The organism is Bacillus coahuilensis m4-4, from assembly GCF_000171615.1.
Taxonomy (GTDB): Bacteria; Bacillota; Bacilli; order Bacillales; family Bacillaceae_K; genus Bacillus_T; species Bacillus_T coahuilensis.
This window is the reverse complement of record NZ_ABFU01000009.1, coordinates 1-24,918: the sequence shown is the minus strand read 5'-3', so window position 1 is coordinate 24,918 and position 24,918 is coordinate 1. Positions and strand designations below refer to the sequence as shown.

Genomic DNA, 24,918 nt, shown 5'->3' with positions numbered 1-24,918 from the left:
TGCTCTCTTAAATTAAGAAAGAATTCCTAGTTCTTTTCCTACTTTTTCATATATTAAAATGGCTTCATCTAGCATTTCTTTTGTGTGCGCTGCTGTTGGCATATTACGAACTCGTCCTGTTCCTTTTGGTACCGTTGGGAATACGATCGATTTTGCGTAGACACCCTCTTCGATTAGACGCTTACTAAAAGTTTGGGTAAGCTTTTCGTCTCCAACGATACATGGAGTAATTGGCGTTTCACTTTCTCCAATATTAAAGCCTAGCTTCTTAAGTCCGGCTTTTAAATAATCTCCGTTTTCCCAAAGCTTGTCATGTAGTTCCGTTGATTCCATTAAAATTTCGATTGCCCGTGTACACGCTGTTACATCAGCTGGCGTTAGGGCCGTTGAGAATAGGAACGGACGTGAACGTACCTTTAGCCAGTCGATTAAATCATGCTTACCGGCTACATATCCACCAACTACACCGATGGCTTTTGAAAGTGTTCCAATTTGGAAATCAACTCGATCAGATAATCCAAAGTGCTTAACCGTTCCAGCACCCTTTCCAAGGACACCTGAACCATGTGCATCGTCTACATACGTGATTAAATTAAATTCTTCAGCGATGTCAACAATTTCCGGAAGCTTCGCAATATCTCCGTCCATGGAGAAGACTCCATCTGTAATGACCATCACTTTATTATAAAGACCAGATTCCGTTGCTTCTTTCGCTTTAGAACGAAGATCTTCCATATCTGAGTGGTTAAAACGAATGACTTTCGCTTTAGACAATCGACAGCCATCAATAATGGAAGCATGGTTTAATTCATCTGATAAAATAGCATCATGTTTGTCCATAACAGCTGAGATGGCTGCCATATTACAGTTAAACCCTGATTGATAGGCAATAGCTGCCTCTGTACCTTTGAACGTTGCAATGGTTTCTTCTAATTTGATATGTATGTCTAGCGTACCGTTAATGGTACGAACAGCACCTGCTCCCACACCGTAATGATCCACTGCGGCTTTGGCCACTTCCTTTAGACGAGAGTCTGTCGCTAGCCCTAAGTAGTTGTTTGAAGATAAGTTAATATGTTTTTTTCCACCAATCGTAATAAGGGGACCATTTGGACCTTCTACTGGATCAATCTCATTATAAAGTCCTTGGTCTTTTAATGAAGACAAATTTTCATTTAAAAATTGCTCAAGAGTTGTTGTCATTTTGTTATCCTCCCATTCATTTTTGCAAACAATTGTATTTCTCAGACGCACACTATTGGTTTATTTTCACTAGTTTCTTTTACTAATACTATAACATGTTTACTCATCATGGACAAAACATCCTCTTCCTATTTTTAGTATACTCAGTGTGGTTAATTGTAAAACTTTTGTCACTATTTGTTTGTGAATTAGTGAGCATAATAATTTATACTATAGGTACATATCCTATAACAAGGTGATGATATCATGAATATTTTAGAATTGTTAACCGCTTCAACTCCCATCTTGGCCGTGTTTGTTTTTTTAGTTATTTTACGAATGCCTGCTACTCGAGCAATGCCTATCAGTTTGCTTGCAACCATCGTTCTCGCTTTGCTTGTATGGAAAGTTCCTTTTATACAGGTGGCAGCAGCCTCTATTGAAGGAATTATTATCAGTATCTCCATCTTATGGATTGTCTTTGGAGCCATTCTTCTCCTGAATACGTTAACAAATAGTGGTGCCCTTGATAGCATTCGTGCCGGTTTCTCTTCTATTTCGGAGGACAGACGCGTTCAACTATTAATTATCGCATGGTTGTTTGGTGCATTCATTGAAGGAGCCGCTGGTTTTGGTACACCGGCAGCCATTGGTGCTCCCTTATTAGTTGCTCTAGGATTTCCACCCCTTGCTGCTGTTTCTCTCGCTCTTATTGCTGATAGCTCTCCTGTATCATTTGGTGCTGTTGGTACACCGATGATTGTTGGAGTAAAAGAAGGACTCAATGAAGGTTCTGCATTAGCACCTAGTGTTCAGCAAGCTCTTGGGGATCAATCCATTTTAGATTATATTCAAAGTATTGCAAGTACTGCGGTGTTTATTGATCTATTTATTGGTACGTTTATGCCGGTTATTTTAGTCGCGATGCTTACACGATTCTTCGGTGAAAACAAATCGTGGAAGGAAGGACTTCAAATCACACCGTTTGCTATCTTTGCGGGGCTAAGCTTTACCATTCCTGCGTTTTTAGTGGCAAATCTTCTCGGACCTGAATTCCCGTCCATCATTGGTGGACTCGTCGGACTTGCTATTGTCGTTCCGGCTGCAAAAAAAGGATTCCTTTTACCGAAAGAAGCTTGGGATTTCACTAGCTCTCCTAAGAAAACCGTACGAAATGCAGAAGTATTAAAAGCAGGAATGCCTCTTTGGAAAGCATGGCTTCCTTATATTCTAGTTGCTCTGTTCCTTGTGCTCACAAGATTAAATGTACTTCCTCTAAAAGAATGGCTTCGCTCTGTTAAGGTTGGATGGAGCAACATTCTTGGTACGAACATCAGTACATCATTTGAGCCGTTCTATTTACCAGGAACGATCTTTATTGTTGTTATTCTTTTAACGATCCTGATTCATAAAATGAAAAGGGAACTCGTTGTGAAGACGGTGAAAGAATCTGCCATGACAATGGTAGGGAGCGCCATAGCACTTGGAACCGCTGTTCCGATGGTACGAATCTTTATCAACTCTGGTATCAACGAAAGTGGCCTGATGAGTATGCCGATGGAGCTTGCTGGTCTTGTCTCTCATACGGTAGGAGACGGATGGCCATTTGTTGCTCCGTTAATAGGGGCTCTTGGTTCTTTCATATCCGGTAGTGCAACCTTTAGTAATATGATGTTCTCCTTATTTCAGTTCAGTGTCGCTGACCAGATTGCTGCTAATCCACAGGTTATTTTAGCACTCCAAGTGTTAGGGGCCAACTCAGGGAATATGATTTGTGTACTCAACGTTGTGGCCGCTGCTTCTGTCGTGAACATGGTAGGAAAGGAAGGCACGATTATTCGAATGACCCTTGTGCCGATGGTTTTCTATGCGGGATTAGCTGGTGTGATTGGGTTTCTATTGCTTTAGATCAGAATAAATGTGCATATCAAGAATCAAGATATGCACCTTTTTTTACTTCTACAAAAACGAACTGCCCCTACTGGACAGTTCATTTTTGTATAATCTTTAGCCCTTCTCGTCTACTTAAAGGAGCTAAGTCCGTTTGTTCAATGAAATCCTTTACACTTTCTGGGTTCGTCTTACTATATTCTCTTAATGCCCACCCTATTGCTTTTTGGATGAAGAATTCAGAGGAATCCTTATGCTGATTGATAAACTCATATAGCTTCGTTTCATCTGTATTCTCCTTGTATTTGAGTTGATACAAAATAGCTATTCGGTTATACCATATATTTTCAGAAACGATCCACTTTTGAATATATCGTTCCGTTTCCTCTGGATATAATGTATACATAACCCCTACTGTATTGGAAGCTAAATGATCAATCGTATCCCACCATGATTTTGTGCCAATTAATTCTTCGATCACTTGTAGAAAATTGGGTGAGGCTTGTTTAATTAGCTTATCCATGAAGGTAAGAGCGATATATTGAAATTCTCGTTCGGGTTGACTCCATAGAGTGGTCACCAATTCTTCTAAATCCTCTTGCTGCGGTTTTCCTTTCATTTGGATATATTCTCGTAATAGTTGCTTTCGCTCTGGTGTTTTGATCCCCAAAAATGGAAAGTGGTTTCTCATGTACGCTTCCATTGGACCCGCAAGTTCTCGATTTTCGTGTTCCCTAAAAAACATCACTAAATCTGCAGCATAACGGCTCATTGCCTTCATTCCCCCAACTTACTCCCTATTATTATTTTGCTCGTCTACCTTCTCCTTTATTTTACGAAATTCCTTACTTGGCGCCATTAATGTCACGACCACATCACCCGCTTCACCAGACTGATCATAATCCGTCGTAAAGAATCGAATCTCACCCGTACTTTTCACGATATACAATAGAATCGACGTATCATCCCTATTGGTTAAATAATCATGAAACGTAAACTGTTCTGATAGCTTTGTTTTACGTAAAACATAACCACTATTAACGAGTTTGCGAAGATCATATAAGCATGTTGGTGGCTCAAATAAAATCCTTCCACCAATTGTATGAACAAGTTCTCCTACATCTTCTGATTGATGTTGATTTAAACTAATCTGATACTGATTGTTTCGTCCGATCGTAGGAACAAAATTCGTACACACGAGAGCATTGTATGAATCAAGTTCTGTTGCACATACCATATATTCGTATGGAGTCATATCTAAACTGTACTCTGTTTGTTCAGCAAGGATCTCTCCATGATAAAAAGGGATCCCTTGATTTCTCGCTAAAGATAATCGTTCCCACGAAGAATCAACGAGAAGAACGTGGATATTTTGTTGTTCAAAGCTCTTCGCTAATTCAATAGTGAATTCGTTCGAACCTACAATGAGAACACCCGGTTTGCTTTCTACTGCTAAATCCAGCTTATGAGCAACAAGTCGTAATGAAAATCCGTGAGCACATACGGTCGCGAATACTAACGCAAATGTAAGAGGCATTAACCTTTCCGCATCCCCGTATCCTTCTTCTGATAATAACGAAACAAAATAACTCGCAACTGTCAGGGCAACAATACCACGCGGAGCAATCCAGCCAATTAAGGTTTTCTCTTTCCATGACAAATCTGTACCAATAGTGGATAACCAAATAGATAACGGCCTAACCGCAAACATCATCAATAACACAAAACCAATTATATTTATATTTAATACGTTAATGAGTGTATCTAAGCTAAGAGAGGCGGTCAGCATGACGAATATGGTAGAGATCAATAATATACTAATATTCTCTTTGAAATGCCTCATATCCTCTATAGACGATAACTTCATGTTCGCAAGTGTAATCCCCATCGTTGTAACGGCTAAAAGACCTGTCTCGTGGGTGACTTCATCTGCAATCGTAAAACATAAAATCACGAGTGAAAACACAATCGGTGATTTTAAGAACTCAGGAACATGACCTTTTTCAAACATCCAGCCTACAAGCCATCCTATAAAAATTCCAAGCATGACAGCAAATAAGCTTGCCAGAATAAAGACTAAAAAAAACAACGGGTGTGTTTTCACCAGTAGAAAATGCCTTAATAAATTCAAACGCAAAAACGGCAAGCAAGGCACCAAGAGGATCTACAATGATTCCTTCCCATTTTAAAATCGTTGCCGGTCTTGGCTTTAACTTTCCTTGCCGTAAAAGAGGAAGAATAACCGTAGGTCCCGTTACAATGTAGAGTCCACCTATCACAAACGAAACAGCCCACGAAAGACCTGCTACATAATGAGCTGCGAGCGACCCAAGAATCCAGGCAATGAGTGCTCCAACTGTGCTAATTCGAAATACAGGCCGACTCAACCCACGTATCTCTTTGAAATTTAAATTTAAACTTCCCTCAAATAATATAATGGCAACCGCAATCGATATAATGGGCTTGTATATATCTCCAAAAACATCTTTAGGGACGATCAAACCTAAAAATGGACCAATTAACAACCCAGCAATCGACATGACCACGATAGCTGGAAGTTTAAATCTCCAGGCAATCCACTGCGAGGCTACTCCCAAAAAACCAATTACCATCAATTGAAATAATGTAGAATCTAGCATTCCTTCCCCCCCTTAATTTTCACTCATGAAAAGACGCAGACTATATTTTATATTCTTTACCCTCTTTTATTAAAATACATGCCAGTGAATTACTTATTAGAATTCCCTACTTTGATGGGATTAGCTCAGAATTAGAAAAATTCTTTTACTAGTGTGGATAAGTTGTGGGTAAACAAAAAAGAAGGCAGATCTTCACTACCGTTTAGATCTACCTTCTTCTTTACTTTGCTCTAGTCGACGATAGGTGTTTCACCGACTTACATTCCACACTGCTAGATTTCATCAGAAGACTTTTCTCTTCGTGGTACACTGCAGAGAGGGTCTTACTTATTGTCTAGCTTCAGTTTAGCTAAAGCATCCGCTAGCGCTGTGTTCACAGGCTCGCTATCTTGCTTTTTCATAAATTGATTGACGTCACGTTTGGTTGCTTTAGAGTTAGAGCTATTCTTCTTACGCTTTTGAAAGGCCGAAAGTTTTTCTCGGTGACCACATGTGCACACAAAGATTTGTCCGTCGCCTTCCCCGCGCAGTTCAAGCTTTTTCTTACACTGTGGACATCGTGCATTCGTTTTCTTGGCAATGTTTTTCTTATATCCACAATTTCGATCCTGACACACGTGAATCTTTCCGTTCTTGCCGTTAATTTCAAGAAGAAGGCTATTACACTCTGGACACTTTGATCCTGTCACGTTATCATGTTTAAATTTCTCGTTACTCTTCTTTATTTCTGCAACAGCTTCTTCTGTATATTCTTTGATTTCATTCATAAACTGTGATATTTTTAGCTTTCCTTTAGCAATCGCTTCAAGCTTTAATTCCCATTCAGCTGTAAGAACGGGAGACGTTAATTTTTCAGGAGCTAGCTGCAACAGCTGTTTCCCTTTAGAAGTTGGGAATATACTATTTCCTCGCTTTTCAATTAAAAACGAGTTGAAAAGCTTCTCAATAATGTCCGCTCTCGTTGCTACTGTTCCGAGTCCACCTGTTTTGGACAATGTCTCTTTTAATTCCTTATCCTCGATGTTTCCCGTTGGGTTCTCCATAGCGGTTAATAGAGTCCCCTCATTATAGGGGGCTGGAGGCTCCGTTTGCCCTTCTGTCATGTGTACGATGATGCTCTTAGCGCGGTCGCCTTCATTCCAAGTAAACGCTGAAGGAGTTTGAGTAGAGGTGGATGTTATAACCTTAAACCCTAATGAGATATCTTTCGTTTCCTTAGCGATAAAGGTTTCCCCGTCTATAGCAAGTGTAGCTTTCACTTCCTCATATCGGTACGGAGGCAGTAAAATACTTAAAAATCTAGTCACGACAAGATCGTAAATTTTGCGTTCCTTATCCGAAAGCTTGGACTCTATTGGGGTCACTTCTGTTGGGATAATTGCATGGTGATCTGACACAAGAGCATCGTTCACATATTGTTTTCCTAGCTTGAACGGTCCCTTAATTTTTGATGTGTATGGTCGATATTCTTTTATTCCAGAACAAGCGGAAACTCGTTCTCCTAACGTGTCCACTAAATCAGAAGTTAAATACGTTGAATCTGTTCTAGGATACGTCACGGCCTTATGTTGTTCATATAATCTTTGTAATGTGGATAACGTTTCTTTCGCAGAGAATCCAAATCGCTTGTGAGCATCTCGCTGAAGCTCTGTTAAGTCATAAAGATTTGGTGCATACTGTTTCTTCTCTTTGCGTTGGAGGGACTGTATGGTTGCTTCTTTTCCCTTCAATTTGGTTAAAAGAGCTTCTATCCGTTCTTTATGAAAGCTTCGAGTTGATTGATTTTTACCATCTTGCCATTTAAACGTCACTCCGTCTAGCACTACGGATAATTCGTAAAATGGAGTGGGATTAAACGAACGTATTTCCTGATCTCTTTGTGCAATCATCGCAAGGGTTGGCGTTTGTACACGTCCGCATGACAACTGAGCATTATGCTTCACGGTTAGGGCTCTTGTAGCATTTAGTCCCACGTACCAATCCGCTTCTGCTCTTGCCACAGCTGAATGATAGAGGTTCTGATAGTCGCGTCCATCTTTTAACTGCTCAAATCCCTTCTTAATCGCTTGATCTGTAACAGATGATATCCACAAACGTTTGACGGGCTTGGCTATTTTAACTTTATCTAGAATCCACCTGGCCACAAGCTCTCCTTCTCGCCCGGCATCTGTAGCAATAACGATGTCTTTCACATCCTTACGATGTAACTGTGCTTTGACCGTAGAGAATTGCTTGCCCGTCTTCTTAATCGTCACTAAGCGTAGTGACGAAGGCAGCATAGGTAAATCTTCTATATTCCAGGTTTTATATTTTTGATCGTAAGCTTCAGGGTCAGCTAAGGTAACTAAATGGCCAAGCGCCCATGTTACGATATAATTTGATCCTTCTAAAAATCCATTCCCGCCATTCGTGCATCCCAGTACCTTTGCAATGTCACGACCAACAGATGGCTTTTCGGCTAGTACTAATGTCTTCATGTGTCATCCTCACTTTCTATTAAAACTAGTATAACGTATTGGGGTGTATGACTGAAAGGATAGGATGAGTGTCATTAAGGATGGCAGATTTGTGGTTGAATGGTAAACAGTTCAAACTAAACGAAAGAGCTTCTCTTTTTGTGATAAAAAGAGAAGCTCTTATGTGGTTTCTTCATCCTTTTTAGGAGGTTTGACTGGAATAACTAGTTCTTCTTCGAGAAGTACTTGTTCGAAGGCTTTGGTGACTATAGAGTCAAAGTGGATATCTGTTAATGACATAATTTCTTCATATGCATATTGAGCCGTAAATGCTTTTCTGTATGCCCGATCATTCGTCATCGCATCGAATGTATCTGCTACTCCAATAATTTGCGCCTCTATTTCAATTGCGTTCCCTTTTAAACCAATAGGGTATCCTGAACCATCAAGACGTTCATGATGTTGAAGAATAATATCATATATATCTTCATAGTAAGTTGGCTCCACCATATCTGCACCGTCTTGAGGGTGTTTTTTAATGATATCAAATTCTTCTTTTGTTAATTTTCCTGGTTTTGTTAAAATTTCTGACGGAATATTTACCTTTCCAATATCGTGGAGTCCAGATGCCAGAAATATATTATGAAGTTGACCTTTTCGCAAGTCTAATTTGCGAGCGATTTTCATGCTCATATCTTGAACTCTTCTACTATGATTGAATGTATATTTATCCTTGTTCTCAATTTCTTTTGCAATACCTAGAAGTTCTTGTATATCTTTACTTATTTGATAAAAGATAGGATTATTGGTACACCATAGAAAAGTTGCTCTCTTTAAAACTTTAAAGATTACTGTTCCTTCAAACTTATACACAGAGAAATAATCATGCTCTCTTAAAACTCTAACATCATGGTCTTCTTCATATTGAATCTCTCCTTCTAATAGATAGAAAAATTCAAAAGTTTCATCGTCTTCAGCAGGGTAAATGAAGAAGCCCATCCCTTCTGCTACTTCTTGTTTCAAAAATTCTAACGGGCCTTTTCTTGAGAGAAGTGATAAAGAACCTTGTTCTTGAAAAATAATTTCAAGTGGTTTTTCTTTACTTCCAAGTGTAATTCCTTTCATTTCTCCTCTCCCCCTAATCAACAATAATCTGAAACATTTTATAATAAATTATACTCTAACAATACCATTAAAAAAAGTGCCCTAAGGACACTTTTTAAGCTATATCAATAATTCTCAAAGGATCAATTAAATACGTATTTCCGTAAATTTCAACTTCTATATATTCACATTCTGCAATAATACCATATTTAGCAGCTTCTTCAATGGCAACTTTTGTCATTTGTTCTGCTTTAACTTGCAGATTACCTACTAATTCAGCAATTTTTGTATCTAGTTCACTTTGAAGCTCAGCTTTTTTCGTCTCATCGAATTCTAAAGCAATCTTCTTTTCGTAATCAGCTACTAGAATCTCGCTTTTCTCTACTTCTTGTTGAATGTATTCGTAGATGTCCGTGTTAGCTTCTAATAGTTCCAACACAGCAGCCTCCTGCCTTGCATCATCTGTATCCGCTGTTGCAACCGCGTTGAAGCTAAATGATAAGAATAAAATAGAAATAATTACGGCAAATTTTTGCTTCATACTAACTCCTCCTTTTTTTATGACAAGAACTCACAAACTAATCGCCCTTATCCGACACTTACACTACTAAATATACTTTATTTAACAATAAAAGACTATTACTATTACGTAGTATTACTTGCTAGAATACTAAATATTACTAAAAATAGTAATAAAGACCTAAATAAAAAAGCCCCAACTATGAAAGCGGGGCGTGGTATTCTTATTAATTAACTCTATATACTTTTGCTTCAAATGGTTTTAGAGTCAATACGGAACCTAGTTGACCACCCTCTTCGCTGTAGTTAGAAAGTAGCAACTCAGCATTTTCTAGGCGTAATTCTTCTAATTCCACTTCTGCTTCTACGCCTTTTAAATTGGCTACTATTAGCATTTTTTCGTCTTCAAGTGTACGTGTATACGCGTATACTTGAGGATGCTCTGGTAGAAGAAGGTCGTATTGTCCATACGTAAAGATTAGGTTTTGTTTTCTTAACCCAATCATTTTTTTATAAAAAGATAAAACAGAATTCGGATCGTTCTTCTGTACCTCTACATTAATGTCTGTGTAGTTTGGGTTTACGCCAAGCCAAGGAGGAGACGTAGAAAATCCGCCAAACGCTTCACTTGACCACTGCATTGGGGTACGGCTGTTGTCACGAGCAGATGCCCAAATGATGGCCATGATGTCATCATGAGACATTCCTTCTTCTCTACGCAGACGATACATATTTTTCACTGCTACATCATCATACTCTTCAATGCTTTGAAATTGAACGTTCGTCATCCCAATTTCTTGACCTTGATAAATATATGGTGTTCCTTGCATAAAGAAATACATAACTGCCATACTCGTTGCACTTTCATGCCAGTACTCCTTGTCATTACCCCAAGTAGACACAACGCGAGGTTTGTCATGATTCTCTAGGAAAAGAGCGTTCCATCCATTTCCTTCTAATCCTTTTTGCCAACGAGTTAGGACTTCTTTTAGACCAACAACGTCTAACTCTGGGTTATCTTCCGCATCCCATAACCCTAAGTGTTCGAATTGGAATATCATATCCATTTTACCGTTTTCACCCACCCATAGGTCGGCTTCGTCCGCACTTACTCCGTTCGCTTCCCCAACCGTCATTACATCATAGTTACCATAGGTACGATCCTTAAACTCTTGTAGAAACTTATGGATGCCTTCTTGATTCATATGCATATCAAAGGATGGTACATATTTTAATCCTTTAGGGTTTGGCATATCTGGGAACCCAGGACGTTTTTTAATATGGCTGATGGCATCAATTCGGAAGCCGTCAATCCCTTTGTCTAACCACCAGTTTACCGTATCATACAGCGCGTTACGCACTTCTTCATTTTCCCAGTTTAAGTCAGGCTGTCTTGTAGAAAATACGTGTAAAAAGTATTGACCTGTTGCCTCATCATACTCCCATGCCGAACCACCAAAGATGCTTTCCCAGTTGTTTGGCTCTTTTCCATTGACTCCATCACACCAAATGTACCAGTCGCGTTTTGGGTCTTCTTTTGAAGAACGTGATTCAATGAACCACTGATGCTCATCTGATGTGTGGTTCGGTACAAGGTCAATGATTAGCTTCATACCGCGATGATGCACTTCTTTCAATAGTCGATCAAAATCTTCCATTGTTCCGAAATCTTCCATAATATCCTTATAGTCTGAAATATCATATCCATTGTCATCATTAGGAGATTTATACATTGGGCATATCCAGATTACGTCAATCCCTAACTCTTTAATATAATCTAGTCTACTTGTTAACCCGTTTAAATCACCTATCCCGTCCCCATTTGAATCTTGATAACTACGTGGATACACTTGATAGGCAACAGCCTCTTTCCACCATACTCTTTCCATTACGCCACCTCTTTATATTTTTCAACTCATATATTGTTGTTGTGGATGCAAACGATTGCACATTCCATTTAAATAAAAGGTTCCTTCAAATAATTAGAAACCTACAAACTGTAGTTTAACGCTTACATATGTAATATTCAATTATTTTTTCTCTATTAGATAAATTTGTGGATAGTAGCGTTGTTAAAAGAATATATGTTAACCTATTTTAAAATAATGTTGACATATATTCCACAAAACTATTAGTCTTATTTTAAGACGAATAGAATAAAAGGAGAAATAAAATGAAACTACGTCCAATTGATTTAACCTACGGTGCACTATTTGTTGCCTTTATGGCGATCGGAGCCAATATTAAAGCGATTGCTCCGTTTCTACAATTTAACGGAATTCCTATCACTCTCCAAACATTCTTTGCGGTATTAGCTGGTGTTGTTCTTGGGAAGAAATTAGGATCGTTCTCTATGGTGGTGTATATGTTAGTTGGTTTTGTTGGCGCACCTGTATTTGCTGATTTTACAGGTGGACCTTCTGCTCTACTAAAAAGTTCGTTTGGCTTTATTATTTCATATATTTTTGCCGCCTATATTGCAGGGTGGATTGCAGAAAAAAGCCAACATGTAGCAGCCTTTATTACCGCAGCCTTTGCAGGTACGATTGTAAACTATGCGTTTGGTACAACGTGGATGTACTTTGCTTTTAAGTTTTGGCTTGAGGCACCTGAAGGATTTTCTTATGGAATGGCATGGCTGTGGATGGTTCCATTTATGCCTAAGGACGCCATCCTCGCAGTGTTTGCAGGTGTTGTGGGACAACTATTATTTGTACGAGTGATCCAGCGAAGTGCCTATTATCAAGAGCGAAAGATTGCTTCATAAGGGAATGGGGATGTAAGCAAGACGAACTTATCGTCATCCACCCGCCATATTTTCTTAACCGAGCGATATTTGGCTTCAACCGAGCGCAAAACTCCCTTAACCGAGCGGTATTTGTACCCAACCGAGCGGTCCACTTAAAAATCAAAGAGCTGTCTACCAATCTAGACAGCTCTTTTAATTTCACTTTGTCCATTCCCTATACTTCTTTTTCATCAGCTCTACTGTTAACTGACGAGTGTCCTCTACATGTAAATTGGCCTTCTTTAAGTATTCGTAAGGTCCTACTCCCACTGAAAACATATTCGTTGCTAAGATGCCTGTTAAACCTGCAAGGCCATCCTCAATGGCCACACATTCTTCCTCTTTCGCTCCTACAAATTCTGCTGCTTTCAAGAAAATGTCTGGGGCTGGTTTGCCTTTTTCTAACGTAGCAGGATCTACTATATGAACAAAGTAGTGTTCTAGGTTCAGTTGCTTTAAAACTCGCCGACCATTTGAGGACGATGAGGCCAGGACCATAGGAATACCCTCACGACGAATGGCTTGTAATAAATCTTTCATTCCAGGTAGAATATGCTCCTCGTTTAAATCGTTTAAAAGTTCTTGATAATATCGATTCCGCTTATTCCCCCATTCTAATACTTCATGAGGAGTTAGGGATAACCCAATTCTAGAGGAGAGCTCTTCTACTAAACTCTTTCTGCTTCTCCCTTGAAAATATAGGTTATCTTCTTTCGAAAAGGGGGCTCCCATTTCATCTGCTACTTTCTTAGTGCTTGTATAGTAGAAATCCACAGTATCCACAATGACACCGTCTAAGTCGAATATGACCAATTTAACCATAATTTTACCTTCTTTCTGGATAATTTTCACAAGGTTAGGGAATAGTCCACTTTAAGTGAAACTTTTTTTAGTAGGAGGAAATATATTGACTCATTCATCTAGTCCAATCCCCAATTATCCCGAATCGTACTGGCTTCATGCTGAACGCGCATCGTATCCTTCATTACTTGAGAATCTTGAAGTGGATGTGGCCGTTGTAGGTGGAGGGATTGCCGGTATCACCTCTGCCTATCTTCTAGCGAAAGAAGGAAAAAGCGTCGTCCTTCTTGAAGCGGACCAGGTGCTTGGTGGGACTACTGGTCACACAACAGCAAAAATTTCAGCCCAGCACGGTCTGATTTATGAAGAACTTATTCAGCACATAGGCGAAGAGGATGCCAAATTGTATTATGAATCCAATCGTGATGCTCTTCATTTTATCAAAGAAGCTATTGAAACAGAAGGTATTGCCTGTGACTTTACTCATGAGGATGCTTATATTTATTCGGTCTCTGAAAAGAAAGCGCATGCCATTAAAAAAAGAATGGGAGGCTTATAAAAAGCTTGGGATAGACGGAGAAATTTTAGATAGAATTCCGTTCACTATAAGTACGACAAAAGCAATTAAAATGAGCAATCAGGCACAGTTTCATCCTGTGAACTATTTGCGTGGTTTGCTTGAAACCTTTACCCAGTTAGGTGGACAAGTATTCGAGCATACTGTCTGTATAGACGTAGAAGACGAGGAAACGGCTGTAAAAGTAATCACGAAAAAAGGCCCCACAGTAACGTGTCAGCATGTGGTGGCTGCGACCCATTTCCCTTTTTACGATGGCAATGGACTTTATTTTGCTCGGATGGAGCCTGAACGTTCGTATACATTAGCTGTGAAATCTAAAGAAACCTATCCTGGTGGCATGTATTTAAGTGCCGATGATCCGAAGAGGTCCCTCAGATCTACAGAGTACAACGGAGAAAAACTTATTCTTGTGGGTGGAGAAAATCACAAGACGGGAGAAGGAATCGAGACAAGTAAGCATTATGAACATCTTCTCGCATTTGCAGAAGAAACCGTAGGTGTTGATTCTATTCCATTTAGGTGGTCGGCACAAGATCTTCTCACATTAGATAAAATTCCTTATATCGGATATGTGACAAAGAAAAAAACAAGGGTTCTTGTCGCAACTGGATTTCAGAAATGGGGAATGACGCTTGGGACTGTTGCAGGGAAGCTAGTAACGGATATTATATGTGATCGTGCCAATCCGTACAAGGAGCTTTACGATCCTTCTAGGTTTCACGCTGATCCGAGCATAAAGAAATTTATGAAAATGAACTCAGATGTCGCTTATCGATTTTTTGAGGGCAAGCTAGATTTTCTTCAGCGTAAATCTGTGGATGATGTGGGGATAGACAAAGGCTCTCCCGTTCACTTCAGAGGAAGTCGAGCAGGGGCGTACCGAGATGTACACGGAGCTGTCCACATTGTGGATACAACTTGTACCCATTTAGGGTGTGAATGTGAGTGGAATGACGGGGAGCGAACATGGGACTGTCCTTGTCATGGATCCCGATTTTCGTATAAAGGAGACGTAGTAGAAGGACCTGCTGATCAGCCTCTTCATCTATTACAATCAGATGAAGAATAAACGATATAAGAGGGTGATTCAAATGAATGACCCTCTCCTTTTGATTAAGAGTGGATTTGTTGTTTAGAAAGTAAGCCATACCCAGTTTCATACACCGCCAGAGCCATCACTTCATAGCCCCTTTCATTTGGATGTATACCATCTAAAGATAAATACTCTTCTTCCTTTCCTTTGAACGCGCTGTACACATCTACTACTTCAATATACGGCTTCTTCGTAAATCCCTCTAGATGTTGATTAAATTTTCGAATACCGAGGTCTGCTAGCTCGATTTCTGGTAAGGGATTGTACACATTCACTACTCGAATAATATACGTATCATCTCTCGCATCCCTCTTATACTCCTCCAAAACATCAATCATTTTGTCTATATTCACAATGGCCTTTTTGACAACTTCTTTTAACTTTTCCTCATCCTTGTCCACAAGAAACGCTCTTGCCCCTTGAATCAAATCGTTCCCACCTGCTGTGATGCTAATGATTTCAGCTTTCTCTAGATGACTAGAGACATTAGGTAATGACATATTGTGTAAAATTTGATCTGTAGTAGCTCCAATTCGAGCAAACTTTTGAAGCGGTACCCGGCCATGAAAATACTTTTCCGTTTTGACTGCATATCGTTCAACAAAGCCGAAGTGAAACAATGGAATACCCACTCCTACCGTTAAAGAATCACCAACGGCTACATACGGTAAATACGTGTTCATACTCTTCATCCTCTCTCCCTTTTCTGGGCTACAGTCTATGGTATGGAATTCGCTCTTAAGTGGTTACGATATATTTCAAATTCAATCCTCATATACATAAATGAAGACCTTGAAAGGGGGAAGGAAAGTATGGCTTATTACTGGGGTGTGGACTCTGCAAGTGCTGTTACGAAAGAAAGATATAATTGTGTGTTGACGAACTACGGAAAGCCTCTATATTGGGGAAGGTATTTAACGACGGTACAGAATGCTTCTGATGGGTTAACAAAAGGAGAAATTGAGCTTTTACGAAATAGTGAAACAAAGGTATTACCAATCTACAATAACTTTCGAAAGGCAGTAGGCTATCGTGAAGGGCGAGTGGTCGCGCAAAATGCTTCTTTTCATGCGAAAAGGCTAGGATTTAGAAAAGGAACGCCATTATTTGCAAATGTGGAAAAGTTCTTTGAAGTAGATGCAGACTGGTTGCGGGGATATGTGGATTATTTGTATGGGAGTGATTATAAGCCGGGCTTCTATCATGATCCAGTTAACGGTGATTTCGCTGCAGCGTATTGTAAAGCAGCTGCTGAGGATCCCCGTGTTGCCGATCAAAGCATATTGTGGAGTGCTGAACCAGAACCAGGAGCAACAAAACGAAGGAATGCTCCGCGCTATAAGCCCGTTAAACCAAACTGCCGAGCGAATGTGTGGGGCTGGCAGTACGGGCGAGATGCAACCACCTGTCCAATCGATACGAATTTAATTGATGGTCGATTATATGAGATGCTGTAAGAGGTAAGGAATAGGTTTTACAAGGGCTTCCCTATGAGAGCAATACTCTCTAAGGAGTCCTTTTTATTTTGAGAGCATACTTTCTTCCATATCTCACATACTAATACGTATCTATATCATCAGGAGGAATATATGGGATTTGTCGTCATGTTTTGTTTATCTTGGGTTACGGTGTCTGTCCTTCTCATCTTGAAACCAACGATCACACGGACAAAGCTTGCAAGCCTATATTTTATTGTGTTAATCGTGAATATTAATGTGAACTGGATTGTTATTGAGGAGTTAAAATGGATAGAAGTGACGGAAAATGGTCTTTTATATACCGGGTACTTGATTAGCCGTTCGATCCTTACTCCTACCCTTATCCTACTTTTTGTTCACCTAGTGTCAAGAAACCCGATAATAGGAAATACTCTTGTTCTTTTATTATTATTTGCTGGAATTTTGTCCTTGATTGCATCATTAGCAAGCCCATTAGACATCACCACTTTCATAAAGTGGAATGTGGTATATCACTTTGTTTTTTATTTCTGCTTCTTGAAGGAATTGCTCTGTTTTTCCTACGCTTTTTACCAGAGTCAGATGATAGGGAGGGTCAGAATCTATGATCTTATGGGAGAAATTTGATAGCAATGAATGGTACCTACTCCTATTGCTCATCCTTGCCTACGTTCTTTTTTCGTTCTACCGAAACGACTACCTTCAGGTATGACTGTATTGTTTCTACTATGGGGGTTCGCTGGCTCTACTTTTTTTGACTTCACCATTGGTGGTGGGCTTCTTGATTACTACCGAGTCAATGATTCAGAGCGGTATGAACTGTTTGACTTGGTGTTATATTTTACTTTCGCACCCGTTAGCTACTTTTATGTTTATATATGGGACAGGCTTCAATTAGCAAGGCACTCATTTATCCCCTATGTCATCTTATGGACGACGATGGGGGCTCTGATGGAATGGATTTCTACCACTACTGGTGTTATATCCTATAAAGATGAATATCAGCCCTTCTATTCCATTCCTATTTTTCTCGTTGTGCAATCTTTTACGCTTCTCCTATATTTTTGGAGTAAAGAAGACACAGACAAAAATAAGAGTATCTATAACTAAGGATTATTCTTAGTTACGATACTCTTTCTTCTAGTTGGTCATAATATAATTGCAAAGAAATCCCTCGAATCACTGTCAACATACCTTCAAGTCTTCTAGGAATGATGGTTGCAGCAAAATCCCACGCATTCTCTTCAATTTTTAACTTTATCAATACTTTCTCTTTTTCTGATGTCGCTGTGTCAAGTTGATCAATTAAATCTAGCAGCTCCACGTCCTCTGCATGACCAATTTCATGAGCAGTCACGATTGTAATAAAATCTTGTAACGGCTCTTCGGACTGGAAAATTTGTAGGCATTGCTTACGAATTTCTTCAATAAAAACCGTAACCGTATGGCTACCTACATGATACTTCCCCCCAACTAGCTTATTCTCAGGAAAATAATCTTTAATGATTATATTTACATTGCTTTCGGCTCGAAGTCGTACGGACTGTATATTCTTTTGTATGTTGTCCACCACTCTATACACCCACCCCTATACTATATATATAGAAGAATAGTATAGAGGATAGAACTTCCTATGAGAAGTTACTAAGATCCGTAAACAGGTGTTATACCCAACTTTTTTGATGGTAAAACAGGAAGATATAGGAATTACTTTAAGATTCCTCTTTCACTTAGGACTCCATCTGTCGCTTGACGAAAATCTTTTATCGCCTTTTCTCTCCATTCCATTAGCATCAACCTATACTATTCGTTCATAAAAATTATTACAATAAGATGACAAAAACCTATTTACAAATTGTTGGAAAGCGAGTATGCTCTAAGTGTACTATAACAAATAATACAGTTAATACACATTACTACATGAAAAGTACCCTATCCTAATCGGTATGAATAAGAACGACGAAAGGAGGTTTCACATGTTTGAATTAGATATTCGCAGTCGGAAGCCAATCTATGAACAGCTTGTAGAGAAAGTAAAAGAACTCATTATTTCTGGGGCTTTACGTCCTGATGAAAAGCTCCCTTCCGTTCGAAGTTTATCGAAAGATTTAACCGTAAATCCTAATACCATCCAGAAAGCGTACCGCGAATTAGAGCATGAAGGATTTGTTTATTCACTCCCTGGAAAAGGGAGCTATGTGTCTCTACTTGAAGAAAAAGTTCAAGAAAGGAAGCTGGAACGCGTGAAAGAGGAATTAACAAAACTGATTAATGAAGCATTTTACCTTGGGTTAACAAAGGAAGAACTACTTAAATTGATAGAACAAGCAGAAGAAGACAAGGAAGGAGGAAACTAAATGATTACCGTTACGAATGTCACAAAACGCTTTGAATCGCAAGAAGCAGTAAAAGGCATTCACTTACACGTGAAAAAGGGAGTATTTACGGGTTACTTGGTTCGAATGGTGCCGGTAAAACGACCTTAATGAAAATGCTCGCAGGCATTTACAAGCCAGATGATGGATCCGTTGAAATTCAAGAAAAAGAAATCTATGAAAATATAGAAATGAAGCAACGTGTTATTTTTATACCAGATGCCCTATATTATCTTCCTCAATCTACGGTCGCACAGATGGCTGATTATTATCGCCACTTTTATGATCATTGGAATGAAGAACGCTTTAAAGAACTTCAGAAGGTATTTAATATTGACTTCAAGCATAAGGTGCACCGCATGTCCAAAGGGATGCAGCGCCAGGTAGCCTTTTGGTTAGCTCTTTCTGCTATGCCAGATTATCTTATTTTAGATGAGCCAATTGACGGGTTAGACCCTGTTATGAGACAAAAAATTAAGAACTTGTTGTTCCAAGAAGTGGCAGACCGAGATATGACGATTATTATCTCTTCCCACAACTTGCGTGAAATTGAAGACTTATGTGATCATGTTGGGATTATGCATAAAGGGAAGCTTGTTCTCGAGCGAGAACTAGATGACTTGAAATCAGATATTCATAAAATCCAAGTGGCTTTCAGATCAGAAGAACATTCTGTTCGTATGGAGGAGAAGCTCCAGGTTCTCTATCAAGAGCAGCGTGGTAGTGTTCACCTGTATATTGTAAGAGGGAACCGAAACGGTATTGAAAAAGACCTTCTAAAGCTTCAACCTTATGTACTCGATATGCTTCCATTAACATTAGAAGAAATCTTTATTTATGAGATGGAGGACCTCGGCTATGAAATTAAAAACGTCTTACTTTAATATGGGGATTGTTTTACAAGACTTAAAGCAGCATGGTTGGATTAGTCTTCTATACTTTGTTGGGCTATTATTAACCGTTCCTATCCTACTCTTAATGAGAGCAACGGATGATAACTTTGAAAGAAATTACCCCCCTACTTTATTAGATACTCTATTTACAGGAGATTATTTTTTACAGCTGTTTTTCCTATTTACCATTCCTATCTTAACGGGTATGTTTATCTTTCGCTATTTACACAAAAAAGATAGTACAGATTTCTCTCATAGCTTACCCATCCGAAGAGAGGGACACTATTTTAGTCATTTGGTCGGCGGTGCCACTATTTTACTCGTTCCTATCTGGGCAAACACCCTAATTGGAATAATTATTGCCTTGATTAACTCAACTACTGTCTTTATTCCAATGGGAGAGTTTATCATTTGGGCGCTATGCCTGTCCTTCTTTAGCCTATTCTTTTTCCTCCTTTCTAGCGCTGTTGGTTTAGGGGTTGGAAATACGATTGCGCAAGGAGTATTAACCTACATTCTAATTGGCTTGCCAATGGGGATTACGTTGTTAGGGTCGTTTCATTTATCGTTCTTTCTGTATGGATTCCCAGAATACAATCCTACACGATATCACTTATTTCCTTTTTATCACATCGGTGAGTTTCTATTGGATTCATCCGGTATAGATCCTGTTTTCACAGTTTCATCATGGATGACGTATTCCATTTTAATGATCCTATTCTTTGTGGTGGGACTTCTATTTTATCGCTATCGTTCACTTGAGATGACCAATCAAATCATCTCGTTCAAGTTTTTACGCCCTATTTTTAAATACGGTGTCACACTATGTGCCATGCTTGTCGGAGGGATTTACTTTCACGTTAGTCAAGACTCTGCTGGATGGCTGTATTTTGGATACGTCATTGGCGCACTAATTGGGTATGTTGTGGCTCAGATGCTTTTGGATAAAACGTGGAGACTGTCCTTGAAAAAACTTGTCATTGGGTATGGTGCCTATGCGATTGTTATATTCCTAATCGGACTATCACTTCACTTTGATATTTATGGATACGAAACTCGTATTCCTAGTGAAAATGAAATTGACGAAGTGTATGTGGAGGTACCAGAGTATGGTAATCAAGTATACTATTACGATAGTTATTACGATAGTTATGAAGAAAGATATACCTTCAGCTCGGACCGCAATTTAATTAGCAACACAGCGCTCGTTCATGAAATCGTCGCACAAAATCCATATAAAACGTATTCTCGTCAGTGGAATGAGGAGTTAAGAACGGTTAATTTCCAATACAAACTAGAGAACGGTTCAACATTTTCACGTGCTTATACAGTTGATTTGAGTGATGAGAAGATTAAAAATGCTCTAAGATTGTTAGTCGAAACGCCTGAATTTAAAAAGGACCGGTATGGATTTGACTCTATCGATAAAGAAACAGATAAAATTACGTTACATTCAGAATGGCTATATGATAAAACCATCGCTATTTTAGATCCAGAAGAAGTTAAGCAGTTTAAAGCGTTGTTAAAGCAAGATATTCTTGAAATGACATTTGATCAAGAGGAAAAAATATATCAGGCTTCTAACTATCGTGCTGAGCTATCTCAAAAGAATGATAGATATCATCCGTTCTTGGATTACCATATCTTAGACTCTTATGTACATGTCAACGAATGGTTAAGAGAGAAAGGGTATTTAGAAGAGCTTGAAGTCACAGCCGATGACTTCGAAAGAATGGAACTGGTTGAGTTCACAGCAGAATTAAGAAATACTCTACCCTATCCAGAAATCGTTTTTCAACCGGGAGAATTAGAAATGCAAGGAATTGAACAGGACATTACCATTTTAGAATACACAGACAAAAAAGAGATTCAACAGGTGCTTGATCTTAATAGTAAAGATTATTATGATTACCAAGAAGACATCTTGTATATAGGTCTACTTTCAGATTCAAATGGGAATCAAACCTATCTTTTTTCACGGAAGACAACATTCCTCCGTTTCTACAATAAAAAAAGCTGACTCTACGTTCGCATTCTGCGAATCTACGAGTCAGCTTTTTTGGCCTCATCATCCAGTTAATACTTCCTCTTCTGGATAGGAAATTTTGACTTGTGATGTTCTGGTTAGTGTAAAAGCTAATGTAAGAGGTCCAAGCTTTCCAATAACCATGACGATCATAATAATCCACTTCCCTACTATAGACAAACTACCGGTAATCCCCATGGATAAACCAACGGTCCCAAACGCTGACACGACTTCAAATGCGATGGGAAAGAAGGCCATGGTATCTGTGATATTTAAGAGAAAGATAGCTAGGCCTGCAAATAATACACCCATTGTCGTGATAGAAAGAGCGCGGTACACTTGCATAGTTGGAATGGTCTTCCGCCATATCACGACTTCTCGTTTTCCTTTTATAAAGGTGATGACGGCTAACGCGATAATGATAAAGGTCGTAAGCTTAATCCCACCAGCTGTCGACGCACTTCCTCCTCCAATAAACATGAGAAACATCATAAAAAACAAGCTAGATTCATCCATGCTTCCAATATCAATCGTGTTAAATCCTGCTGTTCTTGGTGATACGCCTTGGAAAAAGGCTGCCTGTAGTTTATCAAAAAAGGAAAGAGAACCCAGTGTTGCTGGGTTTTGATATTCTAATAGGAGAATGGTTAAGGTGGCCACCACGTTGAGCACAAGAGTCCCGACAATCATTAGCTTTGTATGCAGGCTAAGCTTACGAATTTTATCCTTACTCCATAAGTCTACGAGGACCGTAAACCCAATTCCTCCGACAATAAATAAAAAAGGAATAATCACGTTTATAACAGGATCAAAAGCGTATTGACTTAAGCTATCAGACCATACGGAAAAGCCAGCGTTATTAAAGGCGGATACACTATGAAAGAAACTTACATACATTCCCTCTGCCCAACCGTATTGAGGCACCCAGCGAATACTAAGTAGCCCAGTTGCGAGTAGCTCAATCACAATGGAATAAATAAACAACTTGCGAACAAGTGCAATGACGCCACCTAAATGAATATGGTTCAATGCCTGCTGTACGAGCATTCTTTCCTTTAGTCCAATCTTTCGACCAAGAAGAATATATATAAGTACGGCAAATGTCATGATTCCAAGTCCACCAAGCTGAATAAGAGCTAATATGACAAGTTCTCCAAAAAGAGTAAACGTCGTCCCCGTATCTACTGAAGCAAGACCCGTTACTGTCATGGCTGAAGTGGCCGTGAAGAATGCATCTGTAATCGTGATCCCATCTGTTGTCGCAAAGGGAAGTCTAAGGAAAAACGCACCAAACGTTATACCCGCTAAGAATACTAAGACAAGTAGCTGAGAAGGATTTAACGCAATCACCATTCTCTTTAATTTTTTCACGATACTTCCTCCAATGGTTCAGTTGGTTTTGTTTTAATGAACAGTATCATACTCCTCCTATCCATCCTCTGTAAATACCTATTTACCCTTTACCCGTATATTCTGTGAACCATCCTATGAAATCTTTCATCCCCTGTCGAAAAGAAGTGGTTGGTTTATAGTTAACACGTTCCAACAGCTTCTCTACATCTGCAAACGTATGAGTCACATCACCTTTTTGAAAGGGGGCATAGTGGATGTGAGCCTTTTTATTTAATCCAAGCTCCAATTCTTCTATTAAGCTGGTTAACCTGACTGGAGAGGAACTACCAATGTTATAGACTTGGTATGGCACACGTTCCTCTGAAGGATTATGTAAAAGACGCCAAACGGATTCTATCGCATCATCAATATAGGTATAATCTCTAGACATCTCTCCGTTGTGAAAAACCGTAATCGATTCACCCTGAACCATTTTTTGGGCAAATGAATAATAAGCCATATCAGGTCGCCCCCATGGTCCATACACTGTAAAAAATCTCAATCCCGTCACAGGGATAGAAAATAACTGACTATATGAATAGCTCATCATTTCATTTGATTTCTTCGTTGCCGCATACAAGCTTGCCGGTGTATCCGTTCGATCCTCTTCGTTAAAAGGCTTGTCTTTTTGATGTTGTCGATCGCCATACACAGAGCTTGAAGAAGCAAATAAAAAATGCTGAATGCTATACTCCTTACTTAACTCCATCATTTGATAAAACCCTACAAGATTTCCGTTGATGTAGGCTTCAGGATTTTCCAAGCTATATCGAACCCCCGCTTGTCCTGCGAAATGGATGACATGAGTTGGCCGTTCCTTATGGAATATGGTGTCCATAGCAGCCCTGTTTTCTACACTCTCTTGATAAAAGGTAAAACCTTGTTGGTTTAGCTGATGTAAACGAGCTTCTTTTAACCTCACATCATAATAATCATTTAAGTTGTCTACCCCTACCACTTCTACCCCTTCTTGTAAAAGTCTCTTACTAATGGAATAGCCAATAAATCCTGCTGCGCCTGTTACTAACACTTTCATCTTTTTCACTCCGTATCCTTGAATAGTACTCATTTTACACTATGGGTTAGGGCAGGGGCAAAGGCTTGGAGTAGGAAGTGCGTGGGGGGGCGGAAGGGGCTCTTTTCTGTATTATCTTCGTTGGGGGGGGGGGCGCTGTCGCAAGCGCGTGTCTCTTCTCTCTTTTTTCTCCTTCTTGGGGGGCGCGCTTACCCTAGCGCGTGTCTCTTCTCCCTTTTTTCTTTCTCTTGGGAGGCGCGCTGTCGCAAGCGCGGGGCTCTTCTCCCTTTTTTCTTCTTCTTGGGGGGCGCGCTGTCGCAAGCGCGTGTCTCTTCACCCTTTTTTCTTCTTCTTGGGGGGCGCGCTGTCCCAAGCGCGTGTCTCTTCTCTCTTTTTTCTTCTTCTTGGGAGGCCCGCTTACCCTAACGCGGGGCTCTTCTCTATTTTTCTCCTTCTTGGGAGGGGCGCTGTCCCAAGCGCGTGTCTCTTCTCCCCTTTTTCTTCTTTTTGGGAGGGGCGCTGTCCAAAGCGCGGGGCTCTTTTCTCTTTTTTCTTCTTCTTGGGAGAGGCGCCTACCCTAACGCGGGGCCCTTCTCTCTTTTTTCTCCTTCCTGGGGGGCGCGGTTAACCCAACGCGGGTCTCTTTCTCCTTTTTTTTCCTTCTTGGGGGGGGCGCTTTCCCTAACGCGGGGCTCTTTCCCCCTTTTT

At 39.7% G+C, this 24,918-nt stretch carries 20 protein-coding genes and 2 pseudogenes; 9 read left to right on the top strand and 13 right to left on the bottom strand.

Translation table 11 applies throughout. The features are described from left to right. Positions 1–12: 12 nt before the first annotated feature. Positions 13–1,203 (bottom strand): glycine C-acetyltransferase, encoded by a 1,191-nt coding sequence (locus M44_RS01615; RefSeq protein WP_010170291.1) that lies wholly within the window; start codon positions 1,201–1,203, stop codon positions 13–15. A 246-nt stretch (positions 1,204–1,449) separates the two neighbouring features. Between M44_RS01615 and M44_RS19635 the strand changes: the two genes are divergently transcribed. After that, positions 1,450–3,090 carry an L-lactate permease gene (locus M44_RS19635; protein ID WP_010170290.1) on the top strand — a complete coding sequence of 547 codons (1,641 nt, stop codon included), beginning with the start codon at positions 1,450–1,452 and terminating at the stop codon, positions 3,088–3,090. Positions 3,091–3,172: 82 nt separating this feature from the next. Here M44_RS19635 and M44_RS01605 read toward each other — a convergent pair whose 3' ends face one another. The 7 genes from M44_RS01605 to M44_RS01580 form a co-directional block, all read right to left on the bottom strand. Then, entirely contained in the window at positions 3,173–3,853 is a 681-nt protein-coding gene (locus tag M44_RS01605) for a DNA alkylation repair protein (RefSeq protein ID WP_040365291.1), read from the bottom strand. Between the two features lie 9 nt (positions 3,854–3,862). Next, complete coding sequence (locus tag M44_RS19630) at positions 3,863–5,161, bottom strand: cation:proton antiporter (protein ID WP_337444003.1); 1,299 nt, start codon at positions 5,159–5,161, stop codon at positions 3,863–3,865. Beyond that, the gene (locus tag M44_RS29225) at positions 5,076–5,711 is read right to left on the bottom strand and encodes a cation:proton antiporter (protein ID WP_337444002.1); all 636 of its coding nucleotides are present in this window, start codon (positions 5,709–5,711) and stop codon (positions 5,076–5,078) included. Before M44_RS29225 ends, M44_RS19630 begins: the two co-directional genes overlap by 86 nt. A 323-nt stretch (positions 5,712–6,034) precedes the next feature. Further along, on the bottom strand, positions 6,035–8,188 hold the full coding sequence (locus tag M44_RS01595) for a DNA topoisomerase III (RefSeq protein WP_010170286.1): 2,154 nt from the start codon (positions 8,186–8,188) through the stop codon (positions 6,035–6,037). A gap of 159 nt (positions 8,189–8,347) precedes the next feature. Continuing rightward, positions 8,348–9,292, bottom strand: coding sequence for an HD-GYP domain-containing protein (locus tag M44_RS01590; protein WP_010170284.1), 945 nt, complete (start codon positions 9,290–9,292; stop codon positions 8,348–8,350). A gap of 94 nt (positions 9,293–9,386) precedes the next feature. After that, positions 9,387–9,812 carry a hypothetical protein gene (locus M44_RS01585; RefSeq protein ID WP_010170283.1) on the bottom strand — a complete coding sequence of 142 codons (426 nt, stop codon included), beginning with the start codon at positions 9,810–9,812 and terminating at the stop codon, positions 9,387–9,389. A gap of 205 nt (positions 9,813–10,017) precedes the next feature. Then, positions 10,018–11,679: a glycoside hydrolase family 13 protein gene (locus tag M44_RS01580; protein ID WP_010170281.1), complete on the bottom strand. Its 1,662-nt coding sequence runs from the start codon at positions 11,677–11,679 to the stop codon at positions 10,018–10,020. 284 nt (positions 11,680–11,963) lie between these two features. On the opposite strand from M44_RS01580, the gene M44_RS01575 reads away from it, so the two are divergent. Further along, positions 11,964–12,557 carry a biotin transporter BioY gene (locus M44_RS01575; protein ID WP_010170280.1) on the top strand — a complete coding sequence of 198 codons (594 nt, stop codon included), beginning with the start codon at positions 11,964–11,966 and terminating at the stop codon, positions 12,555–12,557. A gap of 180 nt (positions 12,558–12,737) precedes the next feature. Here M44_RS01575 and pgmB read toward each other — a convergent pair whose 3' ends face one another. After that, positions 12,738–13,400 carry a beta-phosphoglucomutase gene (pgmB, locus tag M44_RS01570; RefSeq protein ID WP_010170278.1) on the bottom strand — a complete coding sequence of 221 codons (663 nt, stop codon included), beginning with the start codon at positions 13,398–13,400 and terminating at the stop codon, positions 12,738–12,740. Positions 13,401–13,485: 85 nt separating this feature from the next. On the opposite strand from pgmB, the pseudogene M44_RS19625 reads away from it, so the two are divergent. Beyond that, positions 13,486–15,028 (top strand): annotated as a pseudogene (locus tag M44_RS19625) (FAD-dependent oxidoreductase). Between the two features lie 44 nt (positions 15,029–15,072). Here the strand turns inward: M44_RS19625 and M44_RS01560 are convergent. Next, the gene (locus tag M44_RS01560; protein ID WP_029326674.1) at positions 15,073–15,744 is read right to left on the bottom strand and encodes a GDSL-type esterase/lipase family protein; all 672 of its coding nucleotides are present in this window, start codon (positions 15,742–15,744) and stop codon (positions 15,073–15,075) included. Between the two features lie 120 nt (positions 15,745–15,864). Here M44_RS01560 and M44_RS01555 point away from each other — a divergent pair, with 120 nt between their 5' ends. From M44_RS01555 to M44_RS19620, 3 genes are all read left to right on the top strand, one after another. Next, positions 15,865–16,509 carry a glycoside hydrolase domain-containing protein gene (locus tag M44_RS01555; RefSeq protein ID WP_010170274.1) on the top strand — a complete coding sequence of 215 codons (645 nt, stop codon included), beginning with the start codon at positions 15,865–15,867 and terminating at the stop codon, positions 16,507–16,509. 132 nt (positions 16,510–16,641) lie between these two features. Further along, positions 16,642–17,136 (top strand): hypothetical protein, encoded by a 495-nt coding sequence (locus M44_RS01550; RefSeq protein ID WP_010170272.1) that lies wholly within the window; start codon positions 16,642–16,644, stop codon positions 17,134–17,136. Positions 17,137–17,145: 9 nt separating this feature from the next. Further along, positions 17,146–17,619, top strand: coding sequence for a hypothetical protein (locus M44_RS19620; protein ID WP_010170270.1), 474 nt, complete (start codon positions 17,146–17,148; stop codon positions 17,617–17,619). Between the two features lie 13 nt (positions 17,620–17,632). On the opposite strand, the gene M44_RS01540 is transcribed toward M44_RS19620, so the two are convergent. Continuing rightward, positions 17,633–18,082: a hypothetical protein gene (locus M44_RS01540; RefSeq protein ID WP_010170268.1), complete on the bottom strand. Its 450-nt coding sequence runs from the start codon at positions 18,080–18,082 to the stop codon at positions 17,633–17,635. Positions 18,083–18,485: 403 nt separating this feature from the next. On the opposite strand from M44_RS01540, the gene M44_RS01530 reads away from it, so the two are divergent. The 3 genes and pseudogenes from M44_RS01530 to M44_RS01520 all read left to right on the top strand — a co-directional run bounded on the left by M44_RS01530 (position 18,486) and on the right by M44_RS01520 (position 21,797). After that, positions 18,486–18,866, top strand: a complete 381-nt coding sequence (locus M44_RS01530; protein ID WP_010170266.1) for a GntR family transcriptional regulator — start codon at positions 18,486–18,488, stop codon at positions 18,864–18,866. Further along, a pseudogene (locus M44_RS19615) lies at positions 18,867–19,768 on the top strand (ABC transporter ATP-binding protein). Further along, positions 19,743–21,797, top strand: coding sequence for a hypothetical protein (locus tag M44_RS01520; RefSeq protein WP_010170260.1), 2,055 nt, complete (start codon positions 19,743–19,745; stop codon positions 21,795–21,797). The pseudogene M44_RS19615 and the gene M44_RS01520 overlap by 26 nt, the downstream one beginning before the upstream one ends. A gap of 48 nt (positions 21,798–21,845) precedes the next feature. Here the strand turns inward: M44_RS01520 and M44_RS01515 are convergent, their stop codons facing one another. Together M44_RS01515 and M44_RS01510 are read right to left on the bottom strand one after the other, a co-directional pair. Continuing rightward, the gene (locus M44_RS01515; protein WP_040365293.1) at positions 21,846–23,156 is read right to left on the bottom strand and encodes a TrkH family potassium uptake protein; all 1,311 of its coding nucleotides are present in this window, start codon (positions 23,154–23,156) and stop codon (positions 21,846–21,848) included. A 100-nt stretch (positions 23,157–23,256) separates the two neighbouring features. Continuing rightward, positions 23,257–24,231 (bottom strand): NAD-dependent epimerase/dehydratase family protein, encoded by a 975-nt coding sequence (locus M44_RS01510; protein ID WP_029326672.1) that lies wholly within the window; start codon positions 24,229–24,231, stop codon positions 23,257–23,259. Positions 24,232–24,918: the final 687 nt, after the last annotated feature.

What these genes read in the sequence shown, in the direction of transcription:
- M44_RS01575 (WP_010170280.1), top strand. Translation starts at nt 11,964, where the DNA reads ATGAAACTACGTCCAATTGATTTAACCTACGGTGCACTATTTGTTGCC.
- M44_RS01550 (WP_010170272.1), top strand. Translation starts at nt 16,642, where the DNA reads ATGGGATTTGTCGTCATGTTTTGTTTATCTTGGGTTACGGTGTCTGTC.
- M44_RS19620 (WP_010170270.1), top strand. Translation starts at nt 17,146, where the DNA reads ATGGTACCTACTCCTATTGCTCATCCTTGCCTACGTTCTTTTTTCGTT.
- M44_RS01605 (WP_040365291.1), bottom strand. Translation starts at nt 3,853, where the DNA reads ATGAAGGCAATGAGCCGTTATGCTGCAGATTTAGTGATGTTTTTTAGG.
- M44_RS29225 (WP_337444002.1), bottom strand. Translation starts at nt 5,711, where the DNA reads ATGCTAGATTCTACATTATTTCAATTGATGGTAATTGGTTTTTTGGGA.
- M44_RS01585 (WP_010170283.1), bottom strand. Translation starts at nt 9,812, where the DNA reads ATGAAGCAAAAATTTGCCGTAATTATTTCTATTTTATTCTTATCATTT.
- pgmB (WP_010170278.1), bottom strand. Translation starts at nt 13,400, where the DNA reads ATGGTTAAATTGGTCATATTCGACTTAGACGGTGTCATTGTGGATACT.
- M44_RS19635 (WP_010170290.1), top strand. Translation starts at nt 1,450, where the DNA reads ATGAATATTTTAGAATTGTTAACCGCTTCAACTCCCATCTTGGCCGTG.
- M44_RS01515 (WP_040365293.1), bottom strand. Translation starts at nt 23,156, where the DNA reads ATGGTGATTGCGTTAAATCCTTCTCAGCTACTTGTCTTAGTATTCTTA.
- M44_RS01580 (WP_010170281.1), bottom strand. Translation starts at nt 11,679, where the DNA reads ATGGAAAGAGTATGGTGGAAAGAGGCTGTTGCCTATCAAGTGTATCCA.
- M44_RS01510 (WP_029326672.1), bottom strand. Translation starts at nt 24,231, where the DNA reads ATGAAAGTGTTAGTAACAGGCGCAGCAGGATTTATTGGCTATTCCATT.
- M44_RS01520 (WP_010170260.1), top strand. Translation starts at nt 19,743, where the DNA reads ATGAAATTAAAAACGTCTTACTTTAATATGGGGATTGTTTTACAAGAC.
- M44_RS01560 (WP_029326674.1), bottom strand. Translation starts at nt 15,744, where the DNA reads ATGAAGAGTATGAACACGTATTTACCGTATGTAGCCGTTGGTGATTCT.
- M44_RS01530 (WP_010170266.1), top strand. Translation starts at nt 18,486, where the DNA reads ATGTTTGAATTAGATATTCGCAGTCGGAAGCCAATCTATGAACAGCTT.
- M44_RS01615 (WP_010170291.1), bottom strand. Translation starts at nt 1,203, where the DNA reads ATGACAACAACTCTTGAGCAATTTTTAAATGAAAATTTGTCTTCATTA.
- M44_RS01590 (WP_010170284.1), bottom strand. Translation starts at nt 9,292, where the DNA reads ATGAAAGGAATTACACTTGGAAGTAAAGAAAAACCACTTGAAATTATT.
- M44_RS01595 (WP_010170286.1), bottom strand. Translation starts at nt 8,188, where the DNA reads ATGAAGACATTAGTACTAGCCGAAAAGCCATCTGTTGGTCGTGACATT.
- M44_RS01555 (WP_010170274.1), top strand. Translation starts at nt 15,865, where the DNA reads ATGGCTTATTACTGGGGTGTGGACTCTGCAAGTGCTGTTACGAAAGAA.